13 protein-coding genes are annotated in these 15956 nt (G+C 70.1%); 4 read left to right on the forward strand and 9 right to left on the reverse strand.

Features of this window, described 5'->3' with window-relative positions; genetic code table 11:
• Positions 1-18: 18 nt before the first annotated feature.
• The 9 genes from EPA64_RS11025 to cysQ form a co-directional block, all read right to left on the reverse strand.
• On the reverse strand, positions 19-1395 hold the full coding sequence (locus EPA64_RS11025) for a hypothetical protein (RefSeq protein ID WP_134726408.1): 1377 nt from the start codon (positions 1393-1395) through the stop codon (positions 19-21).
• Entirely contained in the window at positions 1392-3314 is a 1923-nt protein-coding gene (locus EPA64_RS11030) for a DUF5927 domain-containing protein (RefSeq protein WP_134726409.1), read from the reverse strand. Before EPA64_RS11030 ends, EPA64_RS11025 begins: the two co-directional genes overlap by 4 nt.
• Positions 3314-4363 (reverse strand): glycosyltransferase family 2 protein, encoded by a 1050-nt coding sequence (locus EPA64_RS11035; protein ID WP_246026722.1) that lies wholly within the window; start codon positions 4361-4363, stop codon positions 3314-3316. The genes EPA64_RS11030 and EPA64_RS11035 overlap by 1 nt, the downstream gene beginning before the upstream one ends.
• Positions 4360-5649, reverse strand: coding sequence for a glycosyltransferase family 4 protein (locus EPA64_RS11040; RefSeq protein ID WP_134726410.1), 1290 nt, complete (start codon positions 5647-5649; stop codon positions 4360-4362). The genes EPA64_RS11035 and EPA64_RS11040 overlap by 4 nt, the downstream gene beginning before the upstream one ends.
• Complete coding sequence (gene galE, locus EPA64_RS11045) at positions 5639-6640, reverse strand: UDP-glucose 4-epimerase GalE (protein WP_134726411.1); 1002 nt, start codon at positions 6638-6640, stop codon at positions 5639-5641. Before galE ends, EPA64_RS11040 begins: the two co-directional genes overlap by 11 nt.
• 2 nt (positions 6641-6642) lie before the next feature.
• A complete protein-coding gene (locus EPA64_RS11050) occupies positions 6643-7533 on the reverse strand; it encodes a UTP--glucose-1-phosphate uridylyltransferase (RefSeq protein ID WP_134726412.1) in 891 nt (296 codons plus the stop codon).
• Positions 7534-7705: 172 nt separating this feature from the next.
• On the reverse strand, positions 7706-8935 hold the full coding sequence (locus EPA64_RS11055; protein WP_134726413.1) for a glycosyltransferase: 1230 nt from the start codon (positions 8933-8935) through the stop codon (positions 7706-7708).
• A complete protein-coding gene (locus EPA64_RS11060; RefSeq protein WP_134726414.1) occupies positions 8932-9732 on the reverse strand; it encodes a 3-deoxy-manno-octulosonate cytidylyltransferase in 801 nt (266 codons plus the stop codon). The genes EPA64_RS11055 and EPA64_RS11060 overlap by 4 nt, the downstream gene beginning before the upstream one ends.
• 4 nt (positions 9733-9736) lie before the next feature.
• Positions 9737-10537 (reverse strand): 3'(2'),5'-bisphosphate nucleotidase CysQ, encoded by an 801-nt coding sequence (gene cysQ / locus EPA64_RS11065; RefSeq protein WP_134726415.1) that lies wholly within the window; start codon positions 10535-10537, stop codon positions 9737-9739.
• 178 nt (positions 10538-10715) lie between these two features.
• Here cysQ and EPA64_RS11070 point away from each other — a divergent pair, with 178 nt between their 5' ends.
• The 4 genes from EPA64_RS11070 (at position 10716) to radC (ending at position 15849) form a co-directional block, all read left to right on the forward strand.
• On the forward strand, positions 10716-11540 hold the full coding sequence (locus EPA64_RS11070) for an ABC transporter permease (protein ID WP_134726416.1): 825 nt from the start codon (positions 10716-10718) through the stop codon (positions 11538-11540).
• Positions 11541-11820: 280 nt separating this feature from the next.
• Entirely contained in the window at positions 11821-13734 is a 1914-nt protein-coding gene (gene dnaK, locus EPA64_RS11075) for a molecular chaperone DnaK (RefSeq protein WP_134726417.1), read from the forward strand.
• 90 nt (positions 13735-13824) lie between these two features.
• Positions 13825-14985, forward strand: coding sequence for a molecular chaperone DnaJ (gene dnaJ / locus EPA64_RS11080; protein WP_134726418.1), 1161 nt, complete (start codon positions 13825-13827; stop codon positions 14983-14985).
• Between the two features lie 75 nt (positions 14986-15060).
• The gene (gene radC, locus EPA64_RS11085; protein WP_134726419.1) at positions 15061-15849 is read left to right on the forward strand and encodes a RadC family protein; all 789 of its coding nucleotides are present in this window, start codon (positions 15061-15063) and stop codon (positions 15847-15849) included.
• Positions 15850-15956: the final 107 nt, after the last annotated feature.

Here is a 15956-nt window from a genome sequence, read left to right on the forward strand (position 1 = left end):
GGTCGGGCGGGAACGCCCTCAGGGCCGGTCGGCAAAGCCGAAGGCGACATAATCGCGCAGATAGGCGGCCTTGGCCGCCTTGCGCAGGGCGGGGTCGTCCAGCACCGCGGGCAGCGGATCGGGCCGTGGCCCGGCCGCGTCGATCCCGGCGGCGCGGGCAAGAAAGGCCAGATCGCCGTCGATCCGATCCTCGCGCGCGACAAGGTCGGGGGCGGCAAAGCGGGCGAAACCGGCCAGCACCTCGGACTGGGTGGCCCAGCCGGGATGGGTGGCCAGCGTCGTCTGGCCCAGCAGGTTGCGGCGCAGGAAATCGAGGAACGCCGCGAACAGGGGCGCGCGCGCCGCGGCGTCCAGCCTGTCCAGTTCGTCGTCGGGCGGCAGGGGGACGCGGTGGATGTCGCGCAGGGTCTGGCGCAACTCGGGGCTGCGGGCGGCCAGCATCGCCCCGAACGCATCCCACGCGCGCGGCAGCGGATGGCGCAGCACGGTAAAGCTGCGGTGGCCGGGGTGGGCGCGTTTCCACTGGCGCAGGCCGTTCTGGGTCAGGTCGCCCGCCACCGGCCCCAGCCCCGCCAGCCAGCGCCCGACGCTGGCCGACGGCCCGCCGCGCACCGGCATGAACAGCAGCCCCGCGCCTGCGTCCGCCGTCTGGAACGACGGCACGGCGGGACCGCGCCGCGGTTCGAACCCGGGGATGCGGTGCAGCTGGAACGGATCGGCGGCGACCAGTTCGGCCTGCATCTCGGGCAGGTTCGTGACCTTGTCGGCCATCTCGCGCGGGTTCTGGGGCACCTGGTCCTGCGCCGGCTCGACCCGCTCAAGGTCGGTGCGGCCCAGCCAGCGCGCCAGGCCGGTCATCACGGCCGCGTCGCGCAAATCGTCATAGTTCAGCCAGAACGCCGTCTGCCCCCGGCTTTGCAGGCCGTGCTGGATGCGGTCCAGAAACGCCTGCGTCGCGGCCAGCGACTGGCGGAAATCGGCGGCGTCGAAATCGACGCGGGCGGGGATCGGCGTTTCGGACTGGTTCAGCTTCCACTGGTTGGTGGCATAGGCCAGCCGCGTGGACACCCAGCTGTCCACGGGATTGCGGGTCAGCACGATCTTGGCGCAGGTCGGATCGTCCATCACGGGATCGAACACGCGCGGATCGTGGTCGTGGAAATACCGGAACCCCTTGACCTTGCGGGCCGCGACCATGTGCTGCCACAGCCGCAAAGGGTCGGCGTCGCGGTCGGCCAGCGTCATGCCATACAGGTCGCCCTGATCGGGCCAGCCTACGAAATAGGGGTTATAGGCCTCGCCGAAGCAGGCGAGGTCGTGGGCGTTCATCGTCGCCTCAAGCAGGTTCGACCCGGTGCGCATGCCGGCGAAGATGACAAAGCTGCGAAAGGTCATGGGCGTTCCCTTGTCGGGCCGACGGCACGGCGCAGGCCGCGTCCGGCGGCCAGTGGGGCGGCAGGGTCGTGGCGGACCTGCGGCGCGCCGGGGGGCGCGGGGGGCGCCGCCGGCCCGGCCCGTTGCGCGCCCGCCGGGGCGCTGCCCGCGCCGGGCGCCGCCGCCGCGCCGCTGGCGTTGCCCGGCTTGGCCCCCGCATGCACCGTCACCGCGCGCAGGGTCCGCAGGTCGCCCATCCGGCGCGGGCGCAGCCCGGCGTTGGTCAGCCGCCGCAGCAGCGGCACCACCCCCGTCACGCTGCGCATCGCGGGCAGCGCGACGCTGTGCGGCCCCTCGGGCGCGAGGTCGTGCAGCATCAGCCGCAGCGGCACCTGCGGCTTGGCGACCGTGTCGGCCAGGTTGAACCGGGCAACGCGGGCCTTGACCCAGACCGAATCCAGCGCCGACAGGAACTCGATCTCGGCCCGCTGCATCACGGCGGCAGCGCGGCGGATGTCGTCGAAGGGCATCCCCGATCCCAGCATCGGGGCGATCCACGCCCCCGTCGCGACATAGATGCGCGCGTTCGGATCGGTCGCCATGAACCAGTTCAGCGACTGCCGGTCGCGCGGGGAAAACAGAAAGCCGATCTCGGTCGGCGAGGACCGGATCAGCGAGGTCAGGAACCCGCGCGGGTCAAGGTCGCGGATCGCCGCGCTGTCGGACAGCGCGCCGGGACCGATGCGTTCGTCCTGCGCGAACTCGACCTGGTCGCGGGCCAGCAGGTGGCGGTGCATGGTCAGGCCGGTCCCTGCGGCCAGCCATTCGGCCAGCCCCGGGAACAAATCGCCAAAGCCATAGATCACCGCATAGGGGCGCGCGGTCTTGCCGTTCTCGGCGTCCTTGCGGGGAAAGCGGCTTTGCATGTAAAGCCCCGGCCGCCCGCGCTGGCGGCGGTCGGCGGCCCGGTCCAGCAGCGCCTCGATCCGGTCGGTGTCGGGTTCCTGATCGGCCTGGCCGTCGGCCGCCGTCACCGGGAAATGGTCGTAGAGCGCCCGCGCCCCCGGCCAGATCTTGCGCGCGACAAAGGCGCGCGACCCGGCCAGCAGCGACAGGTGGTCGTCATAGAACACATAGGGTTTGCCCTGCGCGTCGAACTTGGCCAGCGTCAGCGACCGGCTTTCCACGTCGATGGAATGGCGGCGCACCAGCGTCTGGAAATAGCTTTCGTCGGGCACCCACACGCGGCGGAAATACGCGTCCCATTCCGCGCGCCGCGGGTCGTTCAGGATCGCGCGCACCGTGGCGGCGGTCAGGCACCACCATTGCGACCCCAGATGCGGGACCAGCCCCTGCGGGATGGCGCGGGCCAGCCCCAGCCGGCGCTGCAGCGCGACATAGCGGTCGAACAGCCCCCGCTGGCGGCGATAGGAAAACGGGAAGCGCAGGGTAAAGCGTTCCTCGTTCAACCCGCCCACGGTCCAGCCCACGTCCCGCGCCGTCACGCTTTCGATAAAGTCGCGCCCGGCGTGGCGCGCCAGATGCGCGGCCAGTTCCGGCATCGGGCGCAGCGGCAGGCAGGCGCCCGACGCGGTGATGACGTGGGTCAGGTCGGGGTGGCTGTCCAGCAGCAGCCGCGCGGCGTCCAGCGTCGCCTGCACCAGGCTGAAGGTGCCCCATTCGCAGGGCCGCCGCGCGGGATACAGCGCGCCCGTCCCCTGCAGCGCGGATTTCAGCGCCGCCGTCGCGTCGGCCGGGGCCTTGGCGTCGATGTGGATGGCGATGCGCGCGCCGCCATCCGTCCACAGCCGGGCCATGCGCGCGGCCAGTTCAAGATTGTCGTGGCACAGCATCACCACGCCCAGACGGACGGGGACAGGGACCGGGGCCGCCCCGCCCGTCGCCCCTGCAGGCACGGTGCCGCTGCCGGGCGGCGCCATCAGACCCAGTTCCCGCGCGAGATCAGGCCCAGATCCTCGAGCTGGCGCCAGTTCTGGAACCGCTGCGACTGGGCGGTCCAGAAATCGGGATCGTCCTGCAGGCCCTGATGATAGGCGCGGTATTCCTGGCTGTTGCCGTAATGCTGGCCCCGGTCCAGTTCCTCGGCGGATTTTTCAACGAAGGTGGACAGGAACTTGGCGTGCAGCAGGATGCCCGAGGCGCGTTCGCCCCCGTCCTCGTCATAGACCATGTTCAGCGAGCGGGGCAGCAGCATGTGGGTGGAACTGACATAGACATAGGGCCGTTCCCAGCGCACCAGCGGGATCTTGTTCAGCGCCGGGGCCTGTTCGGGCCGGTCGGCAAAGAACGCGCGCGTGCGCGGCCCGCCCTGTATCCACAGATTGCCATAGGTGCCGTTCTTGCGGATCGTATAGTTGGCCGGGTCGAACCACGACGCGACGGCGAACGGATCGCCGCCCCGCTGATAGGGTTCGGCGGTGACCGGGCCGCGCGGATACATGTCCAGCAGCATGGCGGGAAACGACTTGACGGCGGAACTGTCCAGCCAGTCGGTCAGCGCGCGGATCGGGCGCGTGTCGCAATGCGGATAGACCAGGAACTCGTCGGGATCGACGGTCAGGCACCAGTGCCCGCTGCCGTGCCGGAACAGCAGCCACGCCGTCCAGTCCATGCCGAAGCGCGACGCCTTGTAGCTGTCGCCCGTGCGCCACACCGACACGTCGGGCTGCGCGGCCAGGAACTCGCGGCTGCCGTCGTCGCTGTCGTTGTCCACGAACAGGAAATGGTCGATGCCCATCCTGCGGTAATAGTCGAGGAAGTATGGCAGCCGCACGCCTTCGTTGCGCTGGGTGACAAAGGCCAGGATCGCGTCGCGCCCGATGGCGCCGGTGCGGTCGGCCACCGGGGTCAGGCGGTTGCGGCGCCGGATGGCGCGGCCAAGATACCACTGCCGGCGCGCCCTCAGCCGCAGCTTGCGTCGATATGTCTTCCACCACCTCGGCACGGTCACGTCCCTTCCAGCATTCACGCGCGCGCGGACACGGCACGGATCGCCTGCGAGGCAAGCGCAAAATGCTCGTTCCAGGTGGGAACCGCAAGGGGCTGCAACCGCCGCTTGTGCCCGGCGGCCATGTCGGCCACCGCCGCGGCCCAGGCCTGCGGGTCGTCCGCCGGCAGCCAGCGCGCGCGATCCCCCAGGATTTCGCGCGCCGGCGGCAGGGGCGTCGCGATCACCGGCAGGCCGCGGGCCGCGGCCTCGGTCAACGGCAGGCCGAAGCCTTCGGCATGGCTGGGCATCAGCAGGGCGTGCGCGCGGTCCAGCAGCGCGGCGACAGCGCCGTCCGACAGGCCGGTCAGTTCCCGCACCGGCCCGCCCTGCGGCAGCGCGTCCAGCCGGGCGAAGGTCGCCGCGTTCCGCCAGCCGCGACGGCCGACGATGAACAGCCGCGGCATCGCCGCAGGCGGGGTTTGCGCGCCAAGCCTGTCCCACGCGTCCAGCAGCAGCGCATGGTTCTTGCGCGGCTCGATGGTGCCGAGGGCGACGAAGAACGGGCGCGACAGGTCAAGGTCCGTCGGCAGCGCGCCGGGTTCGGGCGCGGCCAGCGTGGTGCCGATGGGCGCGACGACGACCGGGGCATGGCCGGGCAGGCCCAGCCGGTCGCGCCACCGCAAGACGTCGCCGCGGGTCGCGGCCGAGATCGCCAGCACCAGGTCGGCGTGGCCCACCCCCGCGCCAAAGCGGTCGAGGAATGCGCGCGACTGGCCTTGCCGCGTGTAATCGGGATGGTCCAGCGGGATGGTGTCGTGGATCAGCAGGACGCGCCGCGCCCACCCCATGTTCGCCCACAGCGCCGCCGACAGATTGGCGTGGCCGACGTTCAGATAGGCGAGGATCGCGCCGGATTGCGCGGCCGGAGCCTCCGGCGGGGATATTTCGGGCCAAGAGATGTTCAACCCGGCAAGCGCCCGCCGCGCGGCGCGCCCCAGCCCGCGCCCGCTGCGGCCGCGCCGCGCCAGCGCCATGCGGGACAGCGCGGTTTCCGCCCGCGCGCGCAGGCCCGTCCGACCCAGCAGCCGGTCCAGCGCGCCCGCCGGCGGCACCGCCCCGCCCCCGGCCCACCCCAGCAGCGCGGCCCCGGCGGCCGGGGGCAGCAGCATCTGCCGGCGGCGGATGCGCGCCAGCAGCAGGTGCGGGCGGTCCTGCAGATGCGCCAGCCACGCCGCCTCGACCCGGTCGATCCCGGTCAGCGGCCCCTGCCCCAGGCGCGAGATCAGGCGGGTGACGTCCAAGACGATGACGGGTTCAGCCGCCATACCCGCCCGTCTGGTGCCACCGCCAGGCGTCGCCGATCATCGCGGGCAGGGTCGAGCGGTCGGGCCGCCAGCCCAGCACGCGCCCGGCCTTTTCGCTGCCCGACACCAGCTTGACGGCATCGCCGCCGCGGCGCGGTCCCTCGGTGACCGGGACGGCGCGGTTCGACACGTGGCGGGCGTTGTCGATCACCTCGCGGACCGAGAAGCCGTTGCCGGTGCCCAGGCAGAACACCTCGGTCCCGCCGCCCTGCGGGCCGTTGCCCGCGCGCAGCCAGTTCAGGCCCAGCACATGCGCGTCCACAAGGTCCATGACATGGACATAGTCGCGGATGCAGGTGCCGTCGGGCGTCGGGTAATCGCTGCCGTGGATGGTCAGCGCCGGGCGCCTGCCGTCGATGGCGTCCAGGATCAGCGGGACCAGATGCGTTTCCGGCTGGTGGAACTCGCCCACCTGCGCGTCGGGATCGGCGCCCGCGACGTTGAAATAGCGGAAGATGACCGACCGCAGCCCGTCCGACGCCCCGAAGTCGCGCAGCATGTCCTCGATCGCGCGCTTGGAGGCGCCATAGCTGTTCAGCGGCTGCTGGGGCGTCGCCTCGTCCAGAACCACGCCGTCATGGTCGCCATAGGTCGCGCAGGTGGACGAAAAGACGAAATCGCGCACGCCGGCGGCCAGCGCCGCCTCGATCAGGGTCAGGCTGGCGCAGACATTGCCGCGCCAGTATTTGCCGGGCTGGACCATCGCCTCGCCGACCTGGCTGAGGGCGGCGAAATGCATCACCGCGACGGGCCGGTGTTCGGCAAAGACCTGATCCAGCCGGTCCCGGTCCAGCAGGTCGCCCTGTTCGAACGGGCCGAACTTGACCGCATCGCGCCAGCCCGTGCAGAGGTTGTCATAGGTGACGGGGACAAGGCCCGCCGCCGCCAGCGCCTTGCAGGCGTGCGAGCCGATATAGCCCGCGCCGCCCGTCACCAGAATCCGGTCGGCCATGATTACTCGGCGGCCTTCCGCATCGCCAGCACGTCCTGAAGGTAATCCAGAAACTCGGGCCGCAGCTCTTCGCGCGCGAGGCCGAAGGCGACCGTCGCCTGCAGGAAGCCCGCCTTGGACCCGCAGTCGAACCGCTGGCCGCGGAAGCGCAGGCCATAGACGTCGCGCCCGGCCTCGATCTCGTCGGCGATGGCGTCGGTCAGCTGGATTTCCCCGCCCGCGCCCTGTTTCAGCTTGTTGAGGTTTTCCATCACCGTCGGCGCCAGGATATAGCGGCCGATCACCGCGAGGTTCGACGGCGGGTTCTCCCTGGGCTTTTCGACCATGCCGCGGACGCGGACGATGGCGCCCATGTCCTCGGCCACGTCCAGCACGCCATAGGACCGGGTCTTGTCCATCGGCACTTCCATCGTGGCCACCATGCTGCCGCCGGTCTCGGCATGCGCCTCGATCATCTGCTGCAGGCAGGGCGGCTCGCCCTGGATGACGTCGTCGGTCAGCAGCACGGCGAACGGCTCGTCCGCGACAAGGCGGCGGGCGCACCAGACGGCGTGTCCAAGCCCCATCGCCTTGTGCTGGCGGATATAGGCGATGGCGCCGGATTCCATGTTGGTCTGGCGCAGCAGTTCCAGCAGGTCGGTCTTGCCGTCCTTGCGCAGGGTGTTTTCCAGCTCGTGCGCGTGGTCGAAGTAATCCTCCAGCGCGCCCTTGCCGCGCGAGGTGACGAAGATGAACTCCTTGATCCCGGCCGACCGCGCCTCGTCGATGGCATACTGGATCAGCGGGCGATCCACGAGGGTCATGATCTCTTTCGGGATCGACTTGGTGGCCGGCAGGAACCTGGTCCCCAGGCCAGCGACTGGGAAGATGGCCTTGGTGACCTTGCGATTCATGACACGCTCCGAATTGGGTGGTGGGCGAACTGAGTGGTGGCCCGGCTTGGGTTGGCCGCGCGAAACGCCGCCAGCCGCGGGCTGCATTATCCACGCGCGGGCCAGCAGCTTCAAGCGCGCTGACACCGCCCGGGCTTTCGCCCGCCACCGGACTGCGCGGGGGGCGCGGGCGTCAGCGGCCCAGCCGCCGCAGCCGGCCGAATTCGCGGGCGGCCCGCCACGCGAACCGGCCCCGCACCAACGGCGGATCGTCACGGCCGGACGGCCCCCACAGCCCGCCCCGCTGTTCCCACCATCCGCCGGGCGTCAGCCCGCTGCGATGCGGCAGGACCGTGGGCGTCAGCAGCAGCAGCGTGACGATCCGTCCCGCCGCCGCCGCGTCCCGGGCCTGCCGCCGCAGTGCGGCGGCCCGCCAGTGCCAGCCCGCCATATGCAGCGTTGCGCGGCCCTGACCGTCCAGCCGCAGGTCCAAAGGCGCGGGCAGGGGCGCGGACAGCGGCGGGGGCAAGGGCGGCGCGCCGCGCCGGGCCGCGTCGGCCAGACCGCGCCGCCAGCTTGCCATCAGCGGCCCCACCGACAGCGGGTCCAGCCGCCCTGCAACCATGTGGCGAATCAGCCGGGCGCGTTGCGCTTTTTCTGCCGGATCGGCCGTGCCGCCGTGGCGCGCGGCGAACAGCCCCTGCGACCGGCCGAGTTGCGTCAGGTCGCGCGGCACCGCCTGCGGCCCGCGGCCCGCATCGGCCGCCAGCCCGTGCGCGACCTCGGCCCGCGGCACGACGGCGGTCAGCGCCTGCGGCCAGCGGGCCGCCATCCGCAGGTTCACGTCGCTTTCGTCCAGGTGATAGGGGAACGCCGGATCGAAGCCCCCGATTTCCGCCAGCGCCGCCGCCCGAAAGGCGCAGTTCGTCCCGATGGTCCCGACCGGACCGGCGGCATCGGGGGCCAGCAGCACCGGCGCGTCGCCCGTGACCGCCAGCGGCACGCCCAGCCCGTCCCGCGTCATGCGTTCGGCCCGCAGCTGCCAGCCCAGTCCGTCCGGCCCGCGCGTGAACCCCGCCGCCGCAATGACGCGGGGATCGGCAAAGGGCGCGGTCAGCGCCGCCAGCCAGCCCGGTTCGGCCACCGCGTCGTCATCGACGAACGCGACCACCGCGCCGCGCGCCGCCGCAAGCCCCCGGTTGCGGGCCTGCGAGATGTTGGGCACGTCGAACGCCACACGGCGCGCCGGCAGGTCCGGCCGCTGGCCGATGCTGCCGGGGTCGGCGACAAGGACGATTTCGTAATCCGGGTGCGATTGCAGCGACAGCGCCGTCAGGCACAGCGACAGGGCTGCGGGCCGGTGGCGCGACACCACGATGACGGACACGGCGGGCGCGCCGGGGCGGGCGCCCGGCGCGGTCACGCCATGCCCATCTGCCGCATCATCGATTCCAGCCGGGGCACGTCGCTGGGGTTGTTCAGCTCCCAGAACTGGCGGCCGCGGGCGTCCACCTCGACGCACAGCACGCGGCGGGCCTGTTCGAGGAACCGCAGCTGCTCCAGCCCTTCCAGCCGCTCCAGCGCGCCCTCGGGCCAGGTCGGATAGGCGGCCAGCGCGTCGGGGCGATAGGCATAGACGCCGACATGGTGGAACACCGGGCTGGGGTCGTCGGGCGCGACCTCGTGGGGGACGAAGGGGATGACCTCTTTCGAGAAATAGAGCGCGCCGCGATCGGCCCCGAACACCGCCGTCGTGCCGCCCACGCGCCCGGCGGCGCGGTCGGCCATGAGGTCGGCGCGCATGGCGCCCGAACAGCGCAGGACGGGCGTCGCCACCTCGGCCCCGGGGGCGGCGTCAAGGCCCGCGACCAGATCCTCGACGAACCAGGCGGGGGTCAGGGGCGCGTCGCCTTGCAGGTTCACGATCACCTCGGGGCGGGCGGGCAGCTGCGCCAGCACCTCGGCGCATCGCTCGGTCCCGTTGCGGCAGGCCGTCGAGGTCATCGCCACCTCGGCGCCGAAACCCGCCGCATGGTCGGCGATGCGGGCGTCGTCGGTCGCCACGATCACCCGGTCGGCGCCGGTGACGGCCATCGCGGCATCCCAGCTGCGCCGGATCAGGCTGCGCGCCTGCCCGTCCGCGCCGGTCAGTTCGACCAGCGGCTTGCCGGGATAGCGCGAGGATTGGAACCGCGCCGGGATGACGATGACGACCGACACCGCCTCAGCCCTGGGGATGCAGCAGCACGCCGGGGGCGTAGGCGATGAAGAACGGGTTCTCGAACCCCGCCTTGCCATAGGTCAGGGCGGTGTGGTCGTCGAATCGCACAACCTCGCCCCCCGCGCCGCGCAGCACGGCGTCGCCCGCGGCGGTGTCCCATTCCATCGTGCGGCCGACGCGGGGATACAGGTCCGCCTCGCCGGTGGCGACAAGGCAGAACTTCAGCGACGATCCGGCGCTGGTCATGTCGCGCACGTTGTATTGCGCGATATAGTCGTCGGTGGCCTGGTCGCGGTGGGACTTGGACGCCACGACCATCAGGCCGCGGTTGTCGGGGGTGGGGTTGACCCCGATGGGGTGAACCTCGCCGGGCTGGGGGCCGAACGGCCCCCTTTCCTCGACCGAGCGGCCGTCGGCGGTGGTATAGAACAGCCGCCCGCGCGCGGGCGCATAGACGACGCCGCGCAGCGGCACGCCGTTTTCGACATAGGCGATGTTGACGGTGAAATCGCCGCGGCGCTGCACGAACTCCTTGGTGCCGTCCAGCGGATCGACGATCAGAAAGCGGTCATGGCTCAGCCCGTGGGTGTCGGCCTGTTCCTCGGTCACCAGCGCCACGCCGGGGAACGCCGCGCGCAGCCCGGCCGAGATCAGCGCGTCGGCGGCCTCGTCGGCCTCGGTCACGGGGGATGCGTCGGATTTCGCCCGCACGGCGAACTCGGGGCCGTCATAGACCTGCATGATCCTGGCACCGGCCTCCAGCGCCAGACGCCGCATCTCGGGGACGAGTCGATCGAATTGCATGCGCTTTTCCTTGCGGTTCGGGTCCGGCACACCCCCCGCCGCGCCAGCCGCGATTGAATGAGGGCGTCAGGGAACTTATGGTGCGGGGCGAAGCGATCGGCAAGCGGGCACCCCGGCCCCGCCCCGCCCGCCGACCGTCCATCGCCCGTCCAACGCCCGCCACAAGGTTTCCTGACGCATGTTCGCCCCCCAGCGCCGCAACCGCACCCTTGCCCAGGCGGCGCTCACGACGCTGGCCCTGATCTATCACCAGGCGGTCTACAACGTCCGCAAGACCCACCGGAACGCGGTCATGGCCCTGCTGCTGTCCGTGCTGCAGGCGATGGTGATGATCATGGGGTTCTACGCCATGTTCTGGATCATGGGGGTCAGGCGGTCGCCCCTGCGCGGCGATTTCATGATCTATCTGATGTCCGGCATCTTCATGTTCATGACCCATGTGCAGACCGCCGGGGCGGTGTCGATGGCCGGGGGCGCGACCCAGGCGATCATGAAGCACGGGCCGATGAACACCGCCGTGACCATCTGCGGCGAGGCATTGGGCGTGCTTTACCTCAAGATCTTCTCGGTCCTCGTGGTCCTGGGGTTCTATCACCTGGCCATCAACCCGGTCGAGATCGAGAACTGGCGCGGCGCGCTGGGGATGCTGATCCTTGCATGGTTCACCGGCGCCTGTGTGGGGCTGATCTTCCTGTCCCTCCGCACCTGGTGGCCCGAAGGGGGCAAGATCGGCACCATGATCTATCAGCGGGTGAACATGATCGCGTCGGGCAAGATGTTCGTGGCCAACGCGATGCCCGGTTTCCTGATCGAGATGTTCGACTGGAACCCGCTGTTCCACATCATCGACCAGACCCGCGGGTTCATGTTCATCAACTATTCGCCGCACCACAGCTCGGTCACCTATCCGATCTGGGCGGGGCTGACGCTGCTGATGATCGGGCTGATGATGGAGTTCGTGACCCGCAACGCCGCATCGCTGAGCTGGTCGGCCGGGCGCTGACGGGGCTGGCCCCGGCACCCGGTCTTTCCTGCACGGTGCCGCGTCGCGGCGGCGACACGGCGCCCTGCCCGGCCGTAACCGCCGCCTTTCCCGCGCGCGCCTGTTCATCGCCCCGCCATGCCGGAACTTGCGGTTCGGCGCGCTTGCGCCCCCAAAACCGCACCCTATATACGCTGCGAAGCCGACCGGGGCTGCCCGGTCATTCACCAGCCACGGGATTTCGGCGCGGGGGCCGCGGACGGACCCGCATCCGAACCATCGCCGCAAGAAAGGTTTACGCATGGCCAAAGTCATCGGCATCGACCTCGGGACAACGAACAGCTGTGTCGCCATCATGGACGGCAGCCAGCCCCGCGTGATCGAGAACTCGGAAGGGGCGCGCACCACGCCCTCGATCGTCGCCTTCACCGAAAGCGAACGTCTGGTCGGCCAGCCGGCCAAGCGCCAGGCGGTCACCAATCCGGAAAACACCATCTTCGCCGTCAAGCGCCTGATCGGCCGCCGCGTCACCGACGCCGAGGTGGAAAAGGACCGCAACCTCGTCCCCTACAAGATCGTGGACGGCGGCAACGGCGACGCCTGGGTCGAGGTCCGGGGCGAGAAATATTCCCCCGCGCAGATCAGCGCGATGATCCTTCAGAAGATGAAGGAAACCGCCGAATCCTATCTGGGCGAAAGCGTGTCGCAGGCGGTCATCACGGTGCCTGCGTATTTCAACGACGCCCAGCGTCAGGCGACCAAGGACGCGGGCAAGATCGCGGGCCTGGACGTGCTGCGGATCATCAACGAACCGACCGCGGCGGCGCTGGCTTACGGCCTGGACAAGAAGGAAAGCCGGACCATCGCGGTCTATGACCTTGGCGGCGGCACCTTCGACATCACCGTGCTGGAAATCGACGACGGCCTGTTCGAGGTGAAATCGACCAACGGGGACACGTTCCTGGGCGGCGAAGACTTTGACATGCGGATCGTCAATTATCTGGCCGACGAGTTCAAAAAGGAACACGGCGTCGACCTGACCCGCGACAAGATGGCCCTGCAGCGGCTGAAAGAAGCTGCCGAAAAGGCCAAGATCGAACTGTCGTCGTCCAGCCAGACCGAGATCAACCAGCCGTTCATCAGCATGGACAAGAACAGCGGCACGCCGCTGCACATGGTCATGAAGCTGACCCGCGCCAAGCTGGAAAGCCTGGTTGGCGACCTGATCAAGGCCACGCTGAAGCCGTGCCAAGCCGCGCTGAAGGACGCCGGGCTGGCCAAGGGCGACATCGACGAGGTGGTGCTGGTCGGCGGCATGACCCGCATGCCCAAGGTCATCGAGGAAGTGACCGCCTTCTTTGGCAAGGAGCCCCACAAGGGCGTCAACCCCGACGAGGTGGTGGCGCTGGGTGCCGCCGTTCAGGCCGGCGTGCTGCAGGGTGACGTCAAGGACGTCGTGCTGCTGGACGTGACGCCGCTGTCCCTTGGCATCGAGACGCTGGGTGGCGTGTTCACCCGCCTGATCGACCGCAACACCACGATCCCGACCAAGAAGTCGCAGGTCTTCTCGACCGCCGAGGACAACCAGAACGCCGTGACGATCCGGGTGTTCCAGGGCGAACGCGAGATGGCCGCGGACAACAAGATGCTGGGCCAGTTCAACCTCGAGGACATCCCCCCGGCGCCCCGCGGCCTGCCCCAGATCGAGGTGACGTTCGACATCGACGCCAACGGCATCGTGTCGGTCAGCGCCAAGGACAAGGGCACCGGCAAGACCCAGAACATCACGATCCAGGCGTCGGGCGGCCTGTCGGACGAGGACATCGAGAAGATGGTCCGCGACGCCGAGACCAACGCCGAGGCCGACAAGTCCCGCCGCGATCTGGTCGAGACGCGCAACCAGGCCGAAAGCCTGATCCATTCGACCCGCAAGTCGCTGGACGAGCATGGCGACAAGGTCGACAGCTCGACCGTCGAGGCGATCGAACTGGCCGTCGGCGCACTTGAGGAAAGCCTCAAGTCCGAGGACGCCGGCAAGATCAAGGGCGGCATCCAGAACCTGATGGACGCGTCCATGCGGCTGGGCGAGGCGATCTACAAGGCCGGGCAGTCGGGCGGCGACGCCGACGACCGCGACACCGACGCGCCGCGCGACGTGGACGAGAACATCGTCGACGCGGACTTCGAAGACCTGGGCGAAGACAAGCGCAAGTAAGCGCCTGCCTCGCTGCGACCGGCCCGCGCGTGCGTGGGCCGGTCTTTCTGTCAGGGCGCCAGTCGCGCCGATACGGACACCGAGACCCCTATGGCAAAACGCGATTTCTATGATGTTCTGGGTTGCGCGCGCGCAGCGACCGCGGACGAGATCAAGAAGGCCTATCGCGCCAAGGCCAAGGAACTGCACCCTGACCGCAACCAGGACTGCAAGAAGTCCGAGGCATCGTTCAAGGAAGTGAACGAGGCCTATGAATGCCTCAAGGATCCGCAGCGCCGCGCCGCCTATGACCGCTTTGGCCATGCCGCGTTCGATGGCGGCATGGGCGGCATGGGGGGCTTTGGCCGCCAGCCGCAGGGCGATTTCGGCGCGGCGTTTTCCGACATGTTCGAGGATCTGTTCGGCGATTTCGTCGGCGCGCGCGCCAATGGCGGCGGGCGGGCGCGGGCGACGCGCGGGCAGGATCTGCGCTATAACCTGCGGGTCTCGCTCGAGGATGCCTATCAGGGGCTGGACAAGACGATCACGGTCCCCGGATCGGTCGCCTGCGGCGAATGCAACGGCACCGGCGCCGAGGGCGCGGTCGAGCCGACAAGCTGCCCGACCTGTTCCGGCATGGGCAAGGTGCGCGCAAGCCAGGGCTTCTTCACCGTCGAGCGCACCTGCCCGACCTGCAACGGCCAGGGCCAGATCGTCAAGAACCCCTGCAAATCCTGCCACGGCGCAGGGCGCATCGAACAGGACCGCAGCCTGTCGGTGACGATCCCCGCGGGGGTCGAGACGGGCACCCGCATCCGGCTGGCCGGCGAGGGCGAGGCCGGGATGCGCGGCGGCCCGGCGGGCGATCTGTATATCTTCGTCGAGGTGGCCGAGCACGCGATCTTTATCCGCGACGGCCGCACGCTGGCCTGCCAGGTGCCGGTCGGCATGGCCACCGCCGCACTGGGCGGCGAGGTCGAGGTGCCGACGATCGACGGCGGCCGGTCGCGCGTCAAGGTGCCGCCGGGCAGCCAGACGGGCCGCCAGATGCGCCTGCGCGGCAAGGGCATGCCGCCGCTGCGCCACGGCGCCGGCCTGAACGGAGAGCCGGGCGACATGCTGATCGAACTGACGGTCGAGACGCCGGTGAACCTGACCGCGCGGCAGAAAGACCTGCTGCGCGAGTTCGAGGCGATCCAGGCCGACAACAACCCGCAGACCGACAATTTCTTTACCAAGATCAAAAGCTTCTGGGACGGGCTGGGGGGCTGACCCCCTGCGCGGGGCCGGGGTTCGCGCCCGGCCGCCGTTAACCGCCCCTTAACCCGGCCGTGCCACGCTGGCCTCATGTCCGGGAATCACGCCTTTCACGAAGCCTCGCCCTCGCTTTTCGGTTTTGCTCCGGCCGACGACGACGTGGTCGAGGTGACGGTCCCGGCCCGTCCCCCGCGGGCGGGCCGGGCGCCCAGCTATGTGGCCGACCACCGCGCCCGCCTGCGCGACCGTTTCCTGCAGGGCGGGGCCGCGGCGATGCCGGATTACGAGCTGCTGGAGCTGGTGCTGTTCCGCGCCGTGCCGCGCATGGACATGAAGCCGCTGGCCCGCCGCCTGCTGGACCGTTTCGGCGATTTCAACCGCGTGCTGTCGGCCGAACCTGCGCGGCTGATGCAGGTCGAGGGCGTCGGACAGGCGGTCGTGACCGAGCTGAAGATCGTTGAGGCGGCGGCGCAGCGGCTGGCGCGGTCGCGCGTCATCAACCGCCCGGTTCTGACCAGCTGGGACGCGCTGGTCGATTACTGCCACACGGCGATGGCCCACGCCGCCATCGAACAGTTCCGCGTGCTGTATCTGGACCGCAAGAACGTCCTGATCGCGGACGAGGAACAGGCCCGCGGCACCGTCGATCACGTCCCCGTCTATCCGCGAGAGATCGTGCGCCGCGCGCTCGAGCTGAACGCCAGCGCAATGATCCTTGTCCACAACCACCCCTCGGGCGACCCGACGCCCAGCCAGCCCGACATCGCCATGACCGCGCAGATCGTGGCGGCGGCGGCGACGATGGGCATCGTCATCCACGACCACCTGATCATCGGGAAAAGCCGCGACCTGAGCTTTCGGGCGCAGGGGCTGCTGTGAGTAAGGCGCAACCGCGCGGTCCGGCGCCGCCCGCGCCGACGGGTCCGCCCGGCAAGCGGCGGCTGCGCGCCGTCCCACTCTGCCCTCGCAACCGGCATCGCCTTCTG

Origin of the sequence: Paracoccus luteus, assembly GCF_004522155.1 — a bacterium.
Lineage (GTDB): Bacteria > Pseudomonadota > Alphaproteobacteria > Rhodobacterales > Rhodobacteraceae > Paracoccus > Paracoccus luteus.

Coding starts and splice junctions, on each gene's coding strand:
- EPA64_RS11025 (WP_134726408.1), bottom strand. CDS start 1,395: ATGACCTTTCGCAGCTTTGTCATCTTCGCCGGCATGCGCACCGGGTCG.
- EPA64_RS11030 (WP_134726409.1), bottom strand. CDS start 3,314: ATGGCGCCGCCCGGCAGCGGCACCGTGCCTGCAGGGGCGACGGGCGGG.
- EPA64_RS11040 (WP_134726410.1), bottom strand. CDS start 5,649: ATGGCGGCTGAACCCGTCATCGTCTTGGACGTCACCCGCCTGATCTCG.
- galE (WP_134726411.1), bottom strand. CDS start 6,640: ATGGCCGACCGGATTCTGGTGACGGGCGGCGCGGGCTATATCGGCTCG.
- EPA64_RS11050 (WP_134726412.1), bottom strand. CDS start 7,533: ATGAATCGCAAGGTCACCAAGGCCATCTTCCCAGTCGCTGGCCTGGGG.
- cysQ (WP_134726415.1), bottom strand. CDS start 10,537: ATGCAATTCGATCGACTCGTCCCCGAGATGCGGCGTCTGGCGCTGGAG.
- EPA64_RS11070 (WP_134726416.1), top strand. CDS start 10,716: ATGTTCGCCCCCCAGCGCCGCAACCGCACCCTTGCCCAGGCGGCGCTC.
- dnaK (WP_134726417.1), top strand. CDS start 11,821: ATGGCCAAAGTCATCGGCATCGACCTCGGGACAACGAACAGCTGTGTC.
- dnaJ (WP_134726418.1), top strand. CDS start 13,825: ATGGCAAAACGCGATTTCTATGATGTTCTGGGTTGCGCGCGCGCAGCG.
- radC (WP_134726419.1), top strand. CDS start 15,061: ATGTCCGGGAATCACGCCTTTCACGAAGCCTCGCCCTCGCTTTTCGGT.